Genomic DNA, 16,852 nt, shown 5'->3' on the forward strand with positions numbered 1-16,852 from the left:
TCTTCTCATGTATGATGTGAATGTTGACAGTATCCGTTCCCGTCTCGCTTGCCTTCCGGAGCTCGCTCAAGCACTTTCTGCTTCAACAGTGTCTTGGAAAGGCGGATTAATTGAAGGCCTAGCACAAGAACGTGCATTACATTTGGCAGCAGAAATTGCAACAGATGTTGGACACACACTTATTGATGGTTTTATTATGCGAGATGCGAGTAGCTATGAGGATATCATCGAGATCATCACCGGCGAAAGAGTAATTACCGAGCAGTTGGCGGAGCCCTTGAAACAATTAGTATTACTTCGTAAAACCCTTGTGCAGGATTACGACAAGTGGCCGCGGAATGAGCTGCACCCATTAACAGCGGAGCTTCCAAGGGTGCTAATGGGCTTCTCAGATCAAGTAGAAGCCTATTTAGAGAGAGAGTTAATTTAACCTTTATAGGTATCGTTACAACGGTTCCATTGCGTAATTTGCAATGGGACTATTTTTTTTGCTTGTCACCTGTGTCAAGACGGGCTCTTGCTTCTTATACTGTCTTAACCGCATGGGCATTCGCCCGGGTTATACAGACGGGAGGGAGTATGAATGGCGTGGGAAATGGCGGGTTATGGGATTGCTGTTGCGGTATTAGTAGTTGCGGTAGCTATTGTGATTGGCATCATGAGAATGATCAGATCACTCAGGTGCTTGGACGATGCTGTAGCTAATATTGCTAAAGAAGCGGAAGCATCTTTACAACAGTGTAAACAGCTTGCCGAGGAAGCTAAAGAGGCGATTGTAGATTCTAGACAGAGCCTAAGGGGCTTCGTAACGATTGCTGAGGGAGCACGTGCGCTTGGTGAGGCTGCCCAGACAGCAGCACAAACAGCCGTCCATGTAACGGGGCTCTATAGGGAATACCTGACTGCGCCCTTCCATTCCTTAAGCGACACTCCTGACCAGAAGGCTGGCGAGATGCCTGATCTCATCGTTATTGGCCGAAAGCTATGGTCGATGCTGAAGTCGCATTCTGGTAAAGAACATTCGTCTGATAGCTGTCAGAGCCCGGGATCGGGTGCGGATCCATCTGAAGGAGAGTGAGAGTATGGCTAATAAGAAAGCTGTAAAATCGTTTTTGTGGGGAACACTTACAGGTGCAATTGCTGGAGCTGTAACTGCATTATTATTCGCCCCTAAACCAGGACGTGAGCTTCGTGGAGATATTGCAGAAACTGCTCAGAAAGTCGGAGAGAAAACCGTGGATTTAAGCCGTCAAGCAGGATCAGCGGTGCAGTCATTGGCTAAACGGACGACAAGCTTGGTTGTTGACGCGAAACAAGCTACAGGACGGTTAGTCACGGACATTCGTTCTCGTAAAAATAGCGAGGCTAATGAGGGTAACGCAAATAATGAAGCTGACGAAGTCAACTTGGAAGACAAATCGTCCGCGTTGTAATTCATACTTGATGAAGCTTGAAGGATACAGTCCGAAGCATCGCCTCTCCCGTAGGCGATGCTTTTCGTTAGGGTACAAAAACTTGTCCGCTTATCCTAAGATTTAGGTACCTTTTGCGCGTTGTCTTCATAATGTATGACGACACAACCTAATGATAGATGAGGAAAGCGGTGTTTCCGTGCAGCAAGCGATCGCAGTCCTGGATTCTGGTGTGGGGGGACTGACCGTTGTTAAAGAAGTGATGCGTCAGCTACCTTATGAGAAAATTTTGTATTTTGGAGACACGGCTAGAACGCCTTACGGACCAAGACCAGCAGATGAGGTCATAGCCTTTACTCGTGAGATTGTGAATTACCTCGTGCAATATCGTCCTAAGATGATCGTTATTGCTTGCAATACGGCAACAGCTGTTGCATTAGAAGATATTCGGCATCGGCATAATCTGCCAATCGTTGGAGTGATCAATCCAGGAGCTCGTGCAGCAGTCGGTCGAACAAAATCGGGCATCATAGGTGTCATTGGGACCGAAGGTACAATTAAGAGTGGTGCATATGATCTGGCGCTTAAAAGGCTTTCTCCACATATAGAGATCGTTAGTCAAGCTTGCCCGAGCTTCGTGCCACTTGTAGAGGATGGGAATTTTCGGTCGGCAGAAACGAATCAAACCGTACTTGAATCTCTCTCGCTGCTTCGCAACTCTACGATGGATTGTCTCATTCTAGGCTGCACCCACTACCCTTTTCTCGCAGAGAGTATATCGGAGGTTATGGGTCCGACGGTTGTATTAATTAACTCAGCCGAGGAGACGGCGAGAGAAATTAGTACGATTCTGCATGAAAATAATGAATTAGCAGGCAAAGATGAATTCCCTGTTCATCATTTTTTTTGCAGCGGAGATGCAAGGAAGTTTCAACAGATTGCCAAGACATGGCTAGGAGATCAAATCAGGCTAACTCCAGTCATATGGCAGGTTCCTCATATTGGAGTATAACGACATCATTGTAAACCAAACAAGTTGAACGTCTTATGGGCGCCTGACTTGCTTGGTTTACATGCTCTGCTCTTTATTAAGGGTCATATGTTGAAGAACGCGCTCATAAACCATTAGAACCGCTGAGGAATTGAGGTGTGCTTAATGTCGACAAACATGGTTTATGGACCCGAGCAGCTTTCTAAACAATTAAGAAATTTATCCAAGAAGTATCCCTTTGTCTTGACAGGCTCGATAGGGAGTAGCGTCATGGGCAAGTCTATTCCTTATTTGAAAGTAGGGACAGGTCCATTTCATTGGCATTTTAATGGTTCATGTCATGCGAATGAGTGGATTACCTCTTTATTGTTGATGAGATTTGTGGAGGATTATGCATGTTCATATACGAGAAAGCTACCATTCTGGGGAAAGTCGGCTGAGGATTTGTTTGCTCGCTGCACCTTATGGATTGTTCCGATGGTCAATCCGGATGGGGTTGAGCTTGTGCAGTGTGGAGTTACAGCAAAACATCCCTTCTATAGGGAGATATTACAGTGGAATCGAGGCTCTAATCGCTTTCATCGTTGGAAAGCGAATGTGAGAGGTGTTGATCTTAATGATCAATTCCCTGCTCATTGGGAGGAAGAGCGCGTTCGTCGCGGAATTCTGACGCCAAGCCCTCGCGACTATAGTGGGGAGCAGCCATTATCAGAGCCGGAAGCCGCAGCGCTTGTAGCGTTTACAGAGCAAAATGATTTTCATGCGGTTATTGCCCTACATACACAAGGGGAAGAGATCTATTGGAATTACCGTAAGGATGAACCTCCAGAGTCGCAAGCTTGGGCCAATCGTATGGCTGTTTCAGCTGGATATCGGGCGGTTTATTTGGAAGGAAGCGATGCTGGGTTCAAGGATTGGTTCATTTCTAGGTTTCGTAGGCCGGGCTTTACAGTGGAAGCGGGATGGGGGCATAATCCGCTCCCGATGGACGGCTTCGAAGAAATGTACGATGACATTGCAAGACTTCTTGCAGAAGCACTCGATTGCGCTCTTTGACGATTGGTACAGTTTGGTTGAGTAGGGTAAACTAAATAAAAGCTCTTTCTTTACGAAAGGAGACCCTACTCATGGCTCGCAGATCATGGACAACGTTATGGAGACACCTTCCAAGCCGGGTATGGCATATCTTACGCTCGGAGCATGTGACGCTGAGGGACAAGCTGCTCTTTATCGTTCCAGTAGCTCTCTATTGGGTTCTGCCGGACTTTATGCCCTTCCTACCTATCGATGATGCTGCATTTACTGCCATTATGGCAAGCTGGTATGCAGGCAGGATGGAACGTAAGTATGGGTCTGCTAATTAAATAATGATAGAGGTCGTGGTTGCAAAACCGTAGCCTAGAATGAAAATGTGATCTTGCATGAAACATAACGTTTTATTACAATAGAACGAGAACCTGACAGGAGTGAAACGTGATATGAATTGCAAAATAACACGAAATGCAGCCAAAGTGTTGCGCCTTGAATTAGACAAGCCTGAGAATGCGGACAAGAAATTGAAAGTCGTCATTACGCATAGCCATGGAGATCACGCGCATTATGGCATGGATCTGGGCGAACCTACGGATAAAGATGAAGTCGTATCGACGGATAAAGATATCGATGTTATTTTGACCAAGGGTGAAGAATTACTAGATGGTGTCAAAATCGACTATCTTTATTTTCCAAAAGAGGGGTTTGTCATTACGAATCCAAGCAAGGGTAATCATGGAGACCACTAATAACGAACAAGAACAAGTCGCTCCTCTTAATGATATTCGGATTTGCGACCAGTGCAGGCATATGCGAGTGAAGACGATGCTTCCCAAGCTACAGAAGATGGCACCTGGGGCTGAAATCAAAGTTGCCTGCAAATCTTATTGTGGTCATTGTGATCGTCGCGTCTTTATTTACATTAATGGACGTTACGTCACTGCTCCGACGGAAGACGAAGCGATCGAGAAGGCTCGGCCTTACGTGAAGAGTTCAATTTAATTGTGAAAGGCTCCCCCATCCTCATGGATGGGGGAGCCTTTCATTTATTCCTCGTCTTCCTTATGGAAGGTCGCGATTAGATCATGCTCGATAACATTGTCGGATACTCCCAAGTCGACTTTGGCTGATTCCGCACCGGCAGCACAGGCTGCTGAATCCACTAATGTGGCTTCGTCGCCGCTTATGTCGTAACACTTTCCGTTATCTATAATCCCGTCACCGCTAGGAACAAAATACACTTTTCCATCGGTAAATCCCCCTGTACGGAAGACGACGGACTTCGGTGCCTCTGACAGCATGCTTATCCCCATTAAATAACGCTTATCCATCGGAATCCCAAGGAGATGCATAATCGTTGGAGTCGTATCGATCTGACCTACGGCCTTGTCAATAACACCTGCATTCTCATCATTAGGGAGATGGATAAAGAACGGAACCTTGCGAACGATGCGGTCTTTATCGATTTCAGCAATGGGCTTATCGAATAGTTGCTCGTACATTTTCCAATTGTATACAGAATTATCGTGATCGCCATAGAACAGCAGAATTGTATCTTCCCACAAGCCTTCATCCTTAAGATCCTGAATCAATGAACCAACAGCTGAATCCACATAATGCATAGCTTGAACATAATCGCCTAATATCGTGCCTTTCATTTTACCTACATCCAACTCCTGATTGGAGTAGGGCAGCTTAAACGGATGATGGCCGGACAGCGTGATTGTTAAAGCATAAAACGGAGATTTGTTTCTCTCCTTTAACTGGTCAATGGTCTGGCGGAAAAAGGATACATCCCCGAGAGACCAGCCAATTGGCTCATCAATCGTGTAATCCTTAATACTATAAAATTGGTCATAATCCATATTGTGATACATGTTATTGCGATTCCAGAAGCTCCCATCATAGGAATGATGGACGGTGGCATCATAGCCTTCGTTCTTAACAATAGAAGGTGCGCAATCAAATTCATTACCTGCGAAGCGAATAAAGGCAGATCCGGTAGGTAAGGGATGCATGGAGCAGCTCGTAAGGAAATCGGCATCTGATGTTCGGCCTTGAGCAGTCTGATGGTAGAAGTTAGGGAAATAAATACTTTGCCCGATTAGTTTATTTAAGTTAGGTGTAATTTCCTCCCCTTGAATAGACTGTCCAATGACGAACTCTTGGAAGGCTTCAGCTTGAACAACAAGAACATTTTTCCCCTTATATTGTCCGAATAGGGGCTCTGTCTCCATTTGCTTCTGCAGACTTTGCCGATCTGTGAACCAAGCTTTCGTTTCCTGTATTTGATCTTCGGACAGGTCATCACCGAACAAATGCTCTTTCGCATAGCGATACGTATCATAGCCATGGAAGCCAAGTAAACCGGTAACATTGTAAATCGGAACATTCCACCAGTTTCCTACGAATAAGCCACGTGCCCAGCCGTTCTTCTGTTCCTCGACCGGGTAGTATATAAGTGCCCAGCCGATTGCGAAGACGAAAACTGCCGGGATTAATTTACGCCACAGTACTTTCCGAATAGGGTTTGAGGATATCTTCAAAGAAGCGCGCCGCTTAGCCGCATGTTTCCAGAACACCCAACCCGCTAAGGCGAAGGCAACAGGAATATCTGCGAAGTAGATCCAATCCCCGGGCTGAATGAGGCTCCAGATACTGGCTTGTAATTCGCCAACTTGACCAGCTTGAAGAAGCACAGGAACGGATATAAAGTCTTTGAAGTAACGAAAGTAGATAAGATCCGCGAATAAAAGGAAGGAAAGTAGTAAATCCAATAAGGCTAGAGAGAGAGCTTTAGATCGGGGACCAAGAAAGACGGTCCAGAATGAGAGGAGGAGAACAGCCCCAAGATTTACTGCCCACTTCCAATAATTCATTCCACCAACGTTGAATTGATGATCCAATTCATTCAATTTGTATAATAATGAAGCCGCTAGTAGAGTAATTCCCCATAAGGGCCACAGCTGAAGTCCCCTTAGGATCCAATGAAGTCCGATTTGGGTTGTATTTCTTAACCGTGTAAGCATGACTCAACTTCCTTTCATTCCTGGCGATAGGTTAGAAATCGCTCAATCAAATGTTGCAATGTAAATGTAATGTAAATGCAATGTAAATAGTAAACAAAAAATAGTATATCTCTTATGAAGGGGGGATTACAAATATTATGGTAAAATGATGGGATGATGACATGGAGGTGCATTTAACATGGGCGTACAGCCTGATCAATATTTTGATGACTTATATGGTAATGATTCCGAGCTGGAGCGAGTAAAAGAGAGTATCCGAGAGGCAGGAATGCCGGATATATCAGTTGCTCCCGGTTATGGACGATTACTTACTTTACTCATAACGCTTACTCAAGCACGCTCCGTTCTTGAGATTGGTGCACTAGGAGGCTATAGTGGCATATGTCTGGCCAGAGGATTGCCTCAGGATGGTAAACTTGTTTCCTTAGAGTTAAGACAAGAATATGCTGACATCGCAAGGTCCAATATGGTTGCTTCCAAGTTAGAGAGCTATGTGGATTATCGGGTTGGAGATGCATCGGTTAGCTTAGAGAAGCTCATGAAAGAGGCGGCTCGCTTTGACTTCTTCTTCATTGATGCAGACAAGGAGAATTACCCTCAATACTTAGAAGCTTGTATTGGTCTAGCGAATAAGGGAGCCATTATCGCAGCTGATAATACCCTTCTACGGGGGAGAACGATCGATGACAATAAGCAAGGGCCTTCAGTGCTTGCAGTGAGGCAATTTAATCGTATGATCGCACAGGATCCGAGATTAATGGGTGTACATCTTCCAGCGTATGATGGGTTGGCTCTGGCGCGGGTCAAATAACGCGAATGCAAAAAATGAGCTCCTTAGCGGTTTAATTTAACTGCTGAGGGGCTTTTTTAATCCATGTATAATCAATGTATATAACATTTATAAGATTTTCTGATAATTTGATTAGTATTATGCAAAAAAATGAACGAAACCAATGCTGAAATTCAAATTTTCCAAATATTATGAACAATCGTTCAAGTTAAAGCGATTAAACTTTACAATATTATCATGTTTTATGAATGTTTATGCGACGAATCTTATTTTTAATCAGTTTTGCAAGCGTTTTCTGTAAGATATGCGTGAGTATATATAACATATTCAGGCAGTTCGCTTAACAATTAGCTAATCTTTTATTGCAGAATCCGAACATTAGTAGTACGATTCATTTGTTCCAATATTTTCTTGTTTAAGCCCTTTCATTTGGAGGTGGAATTGACGGAAAGACTTTGTTGTAATATTGCATGTTAAAGATTCGCAATATTCTGAATTATTGTTAGAGAGATGCATGTTAGAGAAGAAAGTTAAATAATCGGGGAGGTATAAATATGATCTTCAAGAAGATTTTCTCAACTGCTTTGGTAATTACTCTAGTAGGCTCGCTTCTCGCGGCTTGCAGCAATAATAATAACGATAAAGGTGCTTCACCATCTAGTAGTGCGCCGGAGGCAAGTAAACCGGCTGCGGAGAGTTCATCCGCGTCTCCAGAAACAAAAACCCCTCAAGAGTTTCGTTTCACGTTGGCAAGTGACCCGCCTAGCTTGGATCCCGCTTTAATGATTGACGCTCAATCTGCAATCGTAGCTTCTGGTTTATATGTCGGCCTTACACGTCTCAATTCCGCTGGTTCGCCTGAGCCTGCTATTGCCAAAGAGTGGACAATGTCAGATGACGGCAAAACATATACTTTTAAGTTGCGCGATGACGTGAAATGGAGCAATGGAGATCCTGTCACTGCCCATGATTTTGAATATTCATGGAAGCGCGTATTGGCAGCAGAAACGGCTTCTGATTATGCATATATGCTGTTTTATCTAGAGAATGGGGAGAAGTACAACGCGGGCGAAGTGGATGCAAGTCAAGTGGGCGTTAAGGCGCTAGACGACTATACGCTCGAGGTGAAGCTGTACACGCCAGCTCCGTACTTTAACAGCTTAGTCGCTCACTTTACTTATTTGCCAGTGCACAAGGCGAGCGTCGATGGCAAGCCTGAATGGGCTGCTGATGCATCCACGATGGTCACCAATGGACCGTTCACACTGACGGAATGGGCGCACGGTGACAAGCTGGTCTTGACAAAAAACCCTAACTATTATGATGCAGCGAAAGTGAGCTTTGACAAAGCGACGATTTCCTTGGTCGAAGAAGAGTCTACTGTGTATAGTCTATTTGAAACGGACAAAATCGATTGGATTGGGGCGCAAGCGGGGTCAGTTCCAAATGATCGTGTTCCAGGTCTTGTTAAAGAGGGCAAAGCAGAGATCAAGACGATTGCATCCACGTATTACTACCTGTTCAATACGAAGCAAAAGCCTTTCGATAATGTGAAAATACGTAAAGCTTTCTCAATGTCGATTGATCGTCAATCCGTCATCGATAACGTCACGAAAGCGAATCAAACACCGGCATTTGGTCTCATTCCGCCTAGTATCAACGGTATGGATGGCAAATCATTCCGTGAGCTTTATCCAGATTCCGGTTACTCCACGGAGAACGTGGATGAGGCGAAGAAACTGTTGGCTGAAGGTCTTGCTGAGAGCGGCCTCAAGAAATTCCCGGAAACAACTGTGCTTTATAACACGAGTGAAGGTCATAAAGCGATTGCGGAAGCACTCATTGATATGTGGCGCAAAAATCTTGGTGTTGAGTTGAAACTGTCGAACCAAGAGTGGGGCACATTCCTCGAAACAAGAAAAGCCGGTCAGTTCGGTATTGCTCGTGCGGGGTGGGGGGCTGACTTCAACCATGCAATCAACTTCTCTTATGACTTGATCCATCCGAAATCTGCTAACAATGATGGTAAATATGATAATCAGGAAGTCGGTAAGGCGTTGGATGACTCTCTCTTAGCTAAAGATGAAAAATCCCGTTTAGATCTGATCGCCAAAGCTGAGAAAATTGCGCTTTCCGATGACATGGCTGTATTGCCGATCTACTATTATACAACGGTAACGATGAAGAAGGATGGCTTCGAAGATGTCGTCTCCGATTATGCAGGTAACTTGGATTGGGCATTCGGTAAAAAGAATTAATTAACTAGAAAGCTATAATCCACGGCTCAGAAGGGTATATATAGTCTCTCTATATATACCCTTCTAGTTGCATAATATCGGCAGAATGGGCAGGTGAGCAGAAATGATACGCTATATTTCAAAAAAATTCGCTTTCATGATCATTTCGCTGTTCTGTTTGGTGACGGCGACATTTATTCTCATGAATGCTGTGCCAGGAAGTCCGTTGCAAAAGGAAAAAGCGACAAGTGAACAAATTCAGAAAAACCTAGAAGCCTATTATGGTTTGGATAAGCCTCTGATCACTCAATACGGAATCTATATGAAAAACCTTGTTCATTTTGATCTTGGTATATCTATGAAGAAGAAGTTTCAGGCTGTGGATAAAATCATTTCTGACTCCTTCAAGTATTCTCTCAAGCTAGGGATCGCGTCCGTCATTACTTCCGTTATTGTAGGATGTATTCTAGGAATTATTGCAGCGATGTATCATCGAAAGATGTTGGATAATCTGTCGATGATTATAGCGGTTATCGGACTGTCTATTCCAAGTCTGGTTATGGCACCGATGCTGCAATATCTATTAGCCGTGAAAATTAGGGCGTTTGAAGTGGCTGGCTTGAATGGTCCTCTAGATTATGTACTTCCTACAATAGCACTATCATCCGCTTCGATCGCATTTATAGCTAGGTTGATTCGTTCAACTATGATAGAAGTATTAAATGCCGATTTCATAAAGACAGCGAAGTCCAAGGGCTTGGCTGGTCATCTTATCGTGTGGCGGCATGCTCTTCGAAATTCGATGCTCCCCGTTGTTACCTTCCTTGGCTTTCTAATGGCCAATGTCATCACTGGTTCAGTCATTATCGAGAAAATATTCGCGATCCCTGGCCTTGGTAAGTTCTTTGTCCAAAGTGTCTCAGATCGGGACTATCCGCTCATTATGGGGATTACGATTTTCTATGCCGTCATTCTGATGATAAGCCGTCTTTTGGCCGATATTGCCTACGTGCTGGTGGATCCGCGAATTAGAATATCGGGCGGAAAGGTGGGGAAATAAATCTTGCAAACAGAAACTAAAACGGGTGCACTTCATCCTGAGATGTTTAAACCGACCGATCGTATTCCGGGAAATTTGGAAAAGATTGAACGGAACCGACTAACCGCTTGGCAAGATATACGTCTTCGCCTCCTCAGTAATAAGCTGGCCATGACAGGACTGTGGATCATGGTAGTTGTCATACTTTTTGCAGTTTTAGCCCCCTTATTTTCCGCAAACAATCATTTTACGAATGATCTAGTCAATACGAATCAGGCACCTAGTGTCAAACACTGGTTCGGAACAGATGATTTGGGTCGAGATTTGTACGTGAGAACATGGAAAGGTGCTCAAGTGTCTTTGTTCGTAGGTGTTGTAGCCGGCTTGATTGATTTATTCATTGGAATTATTTACGGGGGAATTATGGGCTATTATGGTGGCAAAGTGGACGAGTTCATGAACCGTTTTGCCGAAATTTTATACGCAATTCCGTATTTACTCGTTGTCATTTTGTTGCTTGTAGTCATGGAGCCGAGCTTGCTCACCATTATCGTAGCGATGTCGATTACGGGGTGGATCAACATGGCTTGGATCGTAAGAGGTCAGATCATGCAGCTGAAAAATCAAGAGTATGCTCTCGCTTCTAAAGCGTTGGGTGCAGGTCCGATGCGCATTATATTCCGACACTTAATTCCGAACGCAATGGGGCCGATTCTGGTCACTCTGACGCTCACGGTTCCGAGTGCAATCTTCACAGAGGCTTTTCTCAGCTTTTTAGGGCTTGGGGTTCAGTCCCCTGTAGCCTCATGGGGGACAATGATCAATGATGGGGTTAAATCGATGACGCTCTACCCGTGGAGAGTGTTTTTCCCGGCCTTTTTCTTAAGCTTAACTATGTTTGCCTTTAACGTATTCGGTGACGGATTGCGGGACGCATTTGATCCGAAATTGAAATCATAACCGCAAAACGCAGAAATGAGGTCATGGCCTTCATGAAAACGATTCTAGAAGTTAAAAACCTTAGCGTTTCGTTTGATGTGTATGATGGTGAAGTTCAAGCGGTCCGGGATGTCAGCTTCGAGGTGAATGAGGGAGAAGCTGTCGCGATTGTAGGAGAATCCGGTTCAGGCAAGAGTGTAACCGCTCAAACGATCATGCGATTAATTCAGATGCCCCCGGGAAAAATCAAGAGTGGAACTGTGCATTTGGAGCAACAGGAATTGTTGACTTTGTCTGAAAAAGAGATGCGAAAAGTACGCGGCAACAAAATCGGGATGATTTTTCAGGATCCAATGACTTCGCTTAATCCGACTATGTCCATTGGTAAGCAAATCATGGAAGGCTTGATCCAGCATCAGCAGTTAAGTGGCAAGAAAGCTAAGATGCGCGTTATTGAATTGTTGTCTATGGTAGGTATTCCTAATCCAGAAACGCGATTAAACCAATATCCGCACCAGTTTTCTGGCGGCATGCGACAACGGGTTATGATTGCGATTGCACTCTCATGCAGTCCGGCACTATTGATTGCAGATGAACCGACAACCGCACTCGATGTGACGATACAAGCGCAAATTCTTAGTTTGATGAAGGATCTCCAGAAGAAAACGAAGACTTCTATTATATTAATTACTCATGACTTGGGTATTGTTGCGGATTTATGCGATCGGGTGATCGTTATGTACGCGGGGCAGATCGTAGAAACTGGAACGAAACACGAAATATTCCGAAATCCGCAGCATCCCTATACGAAGGGCTTGCTAAAATCTTTGCCTCGTCTAGATCAAGCGAAGAATGAACCGCTTATTCCGATCTTCGGAACACCGCCGGATTTAATCAAGCCTCCTCTAGGTTGTGGATTTTGTAGCCGTTGCGATGAAGCGATGCATGTTTGTGAAACGATAATTCCGGAGAGAACGATAATTAGTGGGACGCAATCCGTACGGTGTTGGCTACAGCATCCTTACGCGAAGCGGTCGGGCTTGTCTTTCGGCAAGGAGGCGAGCGTATGAGCGAAGCTTTTATTGAAATAGAAGGATTACGCAAATATTTCGATATGGGTAATCGCCGGATATTGAAAGCGGTTAATGATGTTAGCTTCTCGATTCAAAAGGGAGAGACGTTGGGGCTCGTTGGTGAGTCTGGCTGTGGGAAGTCGACTGCTGGGCGTACGATTATTCGCTTGTATGAACCAACGGCTGGTCGAATATCAATTGAGGGAACAGATATTACGAATATGTCGATATCGAAGTTCAAGGCATATCGCAGTAAGATGCAAATGGTTTTCCAAGATCCGTATGCTTCGCTTAATCCCAGGATGACCATTCTGGATATCGTTGGCGAAGCACTTGATATCCATGGGATGGTGAAAAGCAGAGCGGAACGAAAACGCCGAGTTGAGGAATTGCTGGAAATGGTCGGTTTGAACGCTGAACATGCTTCCCGATATCCGCATGAATTTTCCGGCGGACAGCGTCAGCGAATTGGTATAACGAGGGCACTCGCTGTAAAGCCGCTGTTCATGATATGCGATGAACCGATCTCCGCGCTGGATGTTTCGATTCAAGCGCAAATCGTTAATTTACTCATTGAATTGCAGAAAAAGATGGGTCTCACCTATTTGTTCGTTGCTCACGATCTGTCGATGGTTAAGTATGTGAGTGATCGAGTTGCGGTTATGTATTTAGGTAAAATCGTAGAGCTTGCTCGAAGTGAGGATTTGTATGCGAATCCACAACACCCCTATACGAAAGCGCTATTGTCGGCGATCCCTGTGCCGGATCCTGATATAGAGGAGAGTAAGAAAAGGATTGTGTTGACTGGCGACTTGCCAAGTCCGGTCAATCCACCGAGTGGCTGTGCGTTCCGTACGCGCTGCCCTGCAGCGACGGAGAAATGCTCTGCAGAAGCTCCTTTATTCCGCGAAGTGCGTTCTTCGCATTTTGCAGCATGTCATTATGCCTAACTTAGTATCAATAATCAGGTGACAACAAACCTCTAGAAATGGCTTTCTAAGCCTATTTTGGAGGTTTATTGTTTATTTCGGCTCTTTTTTTATGCTTCTATAAAAAGTGGTTAGTAATGTGCAAAAAAAATGACCAACAAAAACACAGTGTTACTATTTATTGGGGTTATTGTGAACCGAATTTCACGATCAAAGAATCCTATTTTACTTTTTCGAACTTTATTTCAAAAAATAGATGGAAATCAATAACAAATTTACATGAAAGATATGGATATAATACATGGTTGTGTTAAAAAATATAACATGTATAGTCATCGAATATGCCTTTACCAGAAACTCTCATTGCAAAATTAAAGCGATTTATTGTAGTATGACAACTATTCCATCAAATATCAGAACCTACGAAATGAGTGAATTTGCAGAAATGCGGGTTATTCATTGTATGTGAAGAGAAATGTCGGGATAATGGGGTTGTTATTTTTTCATTATTGGAAATAATGACAATTTTCAGTTTAATGCATGAGGGCTATGTAGATATAAAAATGCATAGATCAATGCGAGTTGGCAATGATAGTCAGTAAAAAAAATGGGGAGGCAACTAGAAATGAAATTCAAGAAAATTTTCTCCACTGCTATGGCAGTAACATTGGCAGGCACGCTTCTAGCGGCTTGCGGTAACAACAATAACAACGCAGAACCATCAGGCTCCGCATCTGCATCAACAGGTTCGGGAACAGGAAGCAAACAAGAATTGGTCATGAACTACCGTGCAGATCCTCCAGCATTGGATGTATCGCTCGCTGATAGCGCGGCTTCGTTTACCATTTTAGGAGCAATTAGCGAAGGATTGTACCGTTTGGACAAAGACAGCAATCCACAGCCGGCTCTTGCAGCAGAAATGCCAGTCATATCAGAAGATGGTTTGACATACACAATTAAGTTACGTGATGGTCTAGTATGGGCTGACGGCTCACCGTTGACAGCTAAAGACTTCGTTTATTCCTATCAAAGATCGCTTGACCCTGCTACGAAAGCTAACTACGCTTTCATACTTACTTGGCTCAAGGGTGGACAAGCTGTACAAGATGCGAAAACACCTGAAGAATTAAAAGCTGCGAATGAAAACCTTGGTGTTAAAGCGCTTGATGAAACAACTCTTGAAATTAAATTAGAGCAACCGATGGCGTTCTTCACAGGCCAGCTTGCTTTCTTGAACTACTATCCACAAAAAGAAGAATTCGTAGCTGCGCAAGGTAAAGCAAGTGGCGCGGATGCTGACAAAGTACTTGGTGCTGGTCCATTCGTTCTGACGAAATGGGATCATGAGCAACAGCTAGTACTTGAGAAAAACCCGAAATATTGGGATGCTGCCAATGTGAAGTTGGAAAAAGTCACATTGAACATCGTTAAGGATACAGCTACAGGCTTGAACTTATATGAATCCAAGAAAACGGATCTCACCGATATTAAAGGCGATCAAATGAAAGAATACGAAGGTAAGCCTGATCTTTATAGAAAGAATGAGCTCGTTACAGGCTACTTGAACTTCCAACAAACGAAAGTACCGGCATTTGCTAACATCAAGATTCGTCAAGCGATGAGCATGGCAATTGACCGCGAAGGCCTTGTAAATACAGTATTGAAAAACGGTTCTGTAGCTTCTACAGGTTATGTTCCTAACGGTAACAGTGACGGTAATGGAGCTGAGTTCCGTAAAATTGTTGGTGATACTGAAGTTGCATTCGATGCAGCTAAAGCGAAAACATTACTAGCTGAAGGTTTGGCTGAAGAGGGTATAACTTCATTGCCTGCTTTGACTGTAATGGGAGACGACACAGAAACAGGTAAAAAATTGCTTGAGTTCCTTGTTTCCCAATGGAAAACGAATCTTGGAGTCTCAGTAGGTGCTGAGCCATTGCCACATGCAACGCGTGTTGAAAAAGAAACAAGCAAAAACTACACGATTGTATCCTCTCTATGGGGTGCAGATTATAACGATCCGATGACTTGGCTCGATATGTATGTTACGGATGGTCCTTTCAACACTCAAGATTGGAAAAATGAGAAATATACGGATTTGATTCATGCTGCTCAAAAAGAGCTTGACACAAAAGTGCGTGCAGAGAAAATGCATGAAGCTGAAAAAATCTTACTTGATGAAGCAGCGATTTACCCTATGTTCTTCCGTTCTTCACCGTACTTGGTAAGAGAAAATGTTCAAGGTATCATCTTGCCACCTTACGGTCCTGATTTCGAATTGAAATGGACTTCCATCAAATAGCAAGAAGTACCATTGAATTACAAACGATAAATGCAGTACATTCAGTACAAGAAGCAATCCATGAGAGAGGCCGTTGTTAGAACGGCTTCTCTCATGTTGATTGTAGGGCATAGGAAAATTATTCATCCCTGGAAGGAGGATTCAACGTGCTGAAATACGTGCTGCGTCGTTTTGTATATATGCTCATTACGTTATGGGTCATTATCACGGCCACATTTTTTCTCATGAAATTACTGCCCGGAAATCCATTCGGTGAAGTTGCCGCAAAGCTTCCTCCCGAGAATTTGAAATTACTAAAAGCCCAATATGGCTTGGATAAGCCAGAATGGCAGCAGTATCTACAATATTTGGGTAATGTTCTTCAAGGTGATTTAGGTGTATCGTATCAATTTCCGACTCGCTCGGTAGTTAGCGTAATTAAGCAATCGTTCCCTGCTTCCTTAGAGCTTGGGATTGAATCTCTCATTATCGCTATTATTATTGGGTTAGCTTTGGGTATCATTGCAGCTCTCAAGCATGGAAAATGGCAGGATAATACGGCGATGTTCATCGCTTTGGTTGGGATTGCTGTTCCGTCATTTGTTATTGCACCTCTGTTTTCTCTTTATATTGGTAATAAATGGGGCATTCTTCCGCCAGGTCTATGGGAAGGGCCAGAGCATCGGATATTACCAGCAGTTGCACTTGCATTCGGAACGATCGCAATATTAGCTAGAATGATGCGTGCTTCTATGCTGGAAGTGGCAAGCCTAGATTATATTAAGACAGCGAAATCAAAGGGTTTATCAACGAGCAAGGTCGTAACAGGACATATGTTTAGAAATGCTATTTTACCGGTAGTGACTATCCTAGGTCCGATTGCGGTCGGTGTTATAACAGGAACACTAGTTATTGAGAAGGTTTTTGTAATACCAGGCTTGGGGTACCAATTCGTGAGCTCCATCACTACGCTCGATTACACGATGATTACGGGATTAACGATCTTCTATGCAGCAATACTTATTGTTGTGATGTTCCTAACCGATATTGCTTACGGCTTTATCGATCCACGTATTCGCATGTCGGGGAGGAGGTAGACG

At 43.9% G+C, this 16,852-nt stretch carries 17 protein-coding genes; 16 read left to right on the forward strand and 1 reads right to left on the reverse strand.

The window, feature by feature from the left end; genetic code table 11:
- Positions 1-7: 7 nt before the first annotated feature.
- The 8 genes from M1K58_RS16960 (at position 8) to M1K58_RS16995 (ending at position 4,437) form a co-directional block, all read left to right on the forward strand.
- Positions 8-430 carry a DUF86 domain-containing protein gene (locus tag M1K58_RS16960; RefSeq protein WP_256760027.1) on the forward strand — a complete coding sequence of 141 codons (423 nt, stop codon included), beginning with the start codon at positions 8-10 and terminating at the stop codon, positions 428-430.
- Positions 431-583: 153 nt separating this feature from the next.
- Positions 584-1,078 (forward strand): hypothetical protein, encoded by a 495-nt coding sequence (locus M1K58_RS16965; RefSeq protein ID WP_256760028.1) that lies wholly within the window; start codon positions 584-586, stop codon positions 1,076-1,078.
- Between the two features lie 4 nt (positions 1,079-1,082).
- Positions 1,083-1,433 (forward strand): YtxH domain-containing protein, encoded by a 351-nt coding sequence (locus tag M1K58_RS16970; RefSeq protein WP_256760029.1) that lies wholly within the window; start codon positions 1,083-1,085, stop codon positions 1,431-1,433.
- Positions 1,434-1,611: 178 nt separating this feature from the next.
- Positions 1,612-2,424 carry a glutamate racemase gene (gene racE, locus M1K58_RS16975; RefSeq protein ID WP_256760334.1) on the forward strand — a complete coding sequence of 271 codons (813 nt, stop codon included), beginning with the start codon at positions 1,612-1,614 and terminating at the stop codon, positions 2,422-2,424.
- A 144-nt stretch (positions 2,425-2,568) separates the two neighbouring features.
- On the forward strand, positions 2,569-3,459 hold the full coding sequence (locus M1K58_RS16980; protein WP_256760030.1) for a M14 family metallopeptidase: 891 nt from the start codon (positions 2,569-2,571) through the stop codon (positions 3,457-3,459).
- Between the two features lie 71 nt (positions 3,460-3,530).
- Positions 3,531-3,767: a hypothetical protein gene (locus tag M1K58_RS16985; protein ID WP_256760031.1), complete on the forward strand. Its 237-nt coding sequence runs from the start codon at positions 3,531-3,533 to the stop codon at positions 3,765-3,767.
- A 114-nt stretch (positions 3,768-3,881) separates the two neighbouring features.
- Positions 3,882-4,184, forward strand: coding sequence for an iron-sulfur cluster assembly accessory protein (locus M1K58_RS16990; RefSeq protein WP_256760032.1), 303 nt, complete (start codon positions 3,882-3,884; stop codon positions 4,182-4,184).
- Positions 4,171-4,437 carry a DUF1450 domain-containing protein gene (locus M1K58_RS16995; protein ID WP_256760033.1) on the forward strand — a complete coding sequence of 89 codons (267 nt, stop codon included), beginning with the start codon at positions 4,171-4,173 and terminating at the stop codon, positions 4,435-4,437. Before M1K58_RS16990 ends, M1K58_RS16995 begins: the two co-directional genes overlap by 14 nt.
- 44 nt (positions 4,438-4,481) lie before the next feature.
- Here the strand turns inward: M1K58_RS16995 and M1K58_RS17000 are convergent, their stop codons facing one another.
- A complete protein-coding gene (locus M1K58_RS17000; RefSeq protein WP_256760034.1) occupies positions 4,482-6,464 on the reverse strand; it encodes an LTA synthase family protein in 1,983 nt (660 codons plus the stop codon).
- Positions 6,465-6,642: 178 nt separating this feature from the next.
- Between M1K58_RS17000 and M1K58_RS17005 the strand changes: the two genes are divergently transcribed.
- The 8 genes from M1K58_RS17005 (at position 6,643) to M1K58_RS17040 (ending at position 16,849) form a co-directional block, all read left to right on the forward strand.
- Positions 6,643-7,275 (forward strand): O-methyltransferase, encoded by a 633-nt coding sequence (locus M1K58_RS17005; RefSeq protein ID WP_256760035.1) that lies wholly within the window; start codon positions 6,643-6,645, stop codon positions 7,273-7,275.
- 533 nt (positions 7,276-7,808) lie between these two features.
- On the forward strand, positions 7,809-9,512 hold the full coding sequence (locus tag M1K58_RS17010) for a peptide ABC transporter substrate-binding protein (RefSeq protein WP_256760036.1): 1,704 nt from the start codon (positions 7,809-7,811) through the stop codon (positions 9,510-9,512).
- Positions 9,513-9,615: 103 nt separating this feature from the next.
- A complete protein-coding gene (locus M1K58_RS17015; RefSeq protein WP_256760037.1) occupies positions 9,616-10,551 on the forward strand; it encodes an ABC transporter permease in 936 nt (311 codons plus the stop codon).
- Positions 10,552-10,593: 42 nt separating this feature from the next.
- Positions 10,594-11,490, forward strand: coding sequence for an ABC transporter permease (locus tag M1K58_RS17020; protein ID WP_256760335.1), 897 nt, complete (start codon positions 10,594-10,596; stop codon positions 11,488-11,490).
- A 32-nt stretch (positions 11,491-11,522) separates the two neighbouring features.
- Positions 11,523-12,539: an ABC transporter ATP-binding protein gene (locus M1K58_RS17025; RefSeq protein ID WP_256760038.1), complete on the forward strand. Its 1,017-nt coding sequence runs from the start codon at positions 11,523-11,525 to the stop codon at positions 12,537-12,539.
- On the forward strand, positions 12,536-13,492 hold the full coding sequence (locus M1K58_RS17030; protein ID WP_256760039.1) for an ABC transporter ATP-binding protein: 957 nt from the start codon (positions 12,536-12,538) through the stop codon (positions 13,490-13,492). The genes M1K58_RS17025 and M1K58_RS17030 overlap by 4 nt, the downstream gene beginning before the upstream one ends.
- A 604-nt stretch (positions 13,493-14,096) precedes the next feature.
- Complete coding sequence (locus M1K58_RS17035; protein ID WP_256760040.1) at positions 14,097-15,773, forward strand: peptide ABC transporter substrate-binding protein; 1,677 nt, start codon at positions 14,097-14,099, stop codon at positions 15,771-15,773.
- 146 nt (positions 15,774-15,919) lie between these two features.
- Entirely contained in the window at positions 15,920-16,849 is a 930-nt protein-coding gene (locus M1K58_RS17040) for an ABC transporter permease (protein ID WP_256760041.1), read from the forward strand.
- Positions 16,850-16,852: the final 3 nt, after the last annotated feature.

Source organism: Cohnella sp. WQ 127256, assembly GCF_024519285.1.
GTDB lineage: Bacteria > Bacillota > Bacilli > Paenibacillales > Paenibacillaceae > Cohnella.

Excerpts from the sequence above, each read along its gene's own strand:
- M1K58_RS16990 (WP_256760032.1), top strand. The coding sequence starts at position 3,882 with ATGAATTGCAAAATAACACGAAATGCAGCCAAAGTGTTGCGCCTTGAA.
- M1K58_RS16970 (WP_256760029.1), top strand. The coding sequence starts at position 1,083 with ATGGCTAATAAGAAAGCTGTAAAATCGTTTTTGTGGGGAACACTTACA.
- M1K58_RS17035 (WP_256760040.1), top strand. The coding sequence starts at position 14,097 with ATGAAATTCAAGAAAATTTTCTCCACTGCTATGGCAGTAACATTGGCA.
- M1K58_RS17005 (WP_256760035.1), top strand. The coding sequence starts at position 6,643 with ATGGGCGTACAGCCTGATCAATATTTTGATGACTTATATGGTAATGAT.
- M1K58_RS16965 (WP_256760028.1), top strand. The coding sequence starts at position 584 with ATGGCGTGGGAAATGGCGGGTTATGGGATTGCTGTTGCGGTATTAGTA.
- M1K58_RS16980 (WP_256760030.1), top strand. The coding sequence starts at position 2,569 with ATGTCGACAAACATGGTTTATGGACCCGAGCAGCTTTCTAAACAATTA.
- M1K58_RS16985 (WP_256760031.1), top strand. The coding sequence starts at position 3,531 with ATGGCTCGCAGATCATGGACAACGTTATGGAGACACCTTCCAAGCCGG.
- M1K58_RS17025 (WP_256760038.1), top strand. The coding sequence starts at position 11,523 with ATGAAAACGATTCTAGAAGTTAAAAACCTTAGCGTTTCGTTTGATGTG.
- M1K58_RS17000 (WP_256760034.1), bottom strand. The coding sequence starts at position 6,464 with ATGCTTACACGGTTAAGAAATACAACCCAAATCGGACTTCATTGGATC.
- M1K58_RS17010 (WP_256760036.1), top strand. The coding sequence starts at position 7,809 with ATGATCTTCAAGAAGATTTTCTCAACTGCTTTGGTAATTACTCTAGTA.
- M1K58_RS17015 (WP_256760037.1), top strand. The coding sequence starts at position 9,616 with ATGATACGCTATATTTCAAAAAAATTCGCTTTCATGATCATTTCGCTG.
- M1K58_RS16995 (WP_256760033.1), top strand. The coding sequence starts at position 4,171 with ATGGAGACCACTAATAACGAACAAGAACAAGTCGCTCCTCTTAATGAT.
- M1K58_RS17030 (WP_256760039.1), top strand. The coding sequence starts at position 12,536 with ATGAGCGAAGCTTTTATTGAAATAGAAGGATTACGCAAATATTTCGAT.
- M1K58_RS17020 (WP_256760335.1), top strand. The coding sequence starts at position 10,594 with ATGTTTAAACCGACCGATCGTATTCCGGGAAATTTGGAAAAGATTGAA.
- M1K58_RS16960 (WP_256760027.1), top strand. The coding sequence starts at position 8 with ATGTATGATGTGAATGTTGACAGTATCCGTTCCCGTCTCGCTTGCCTT.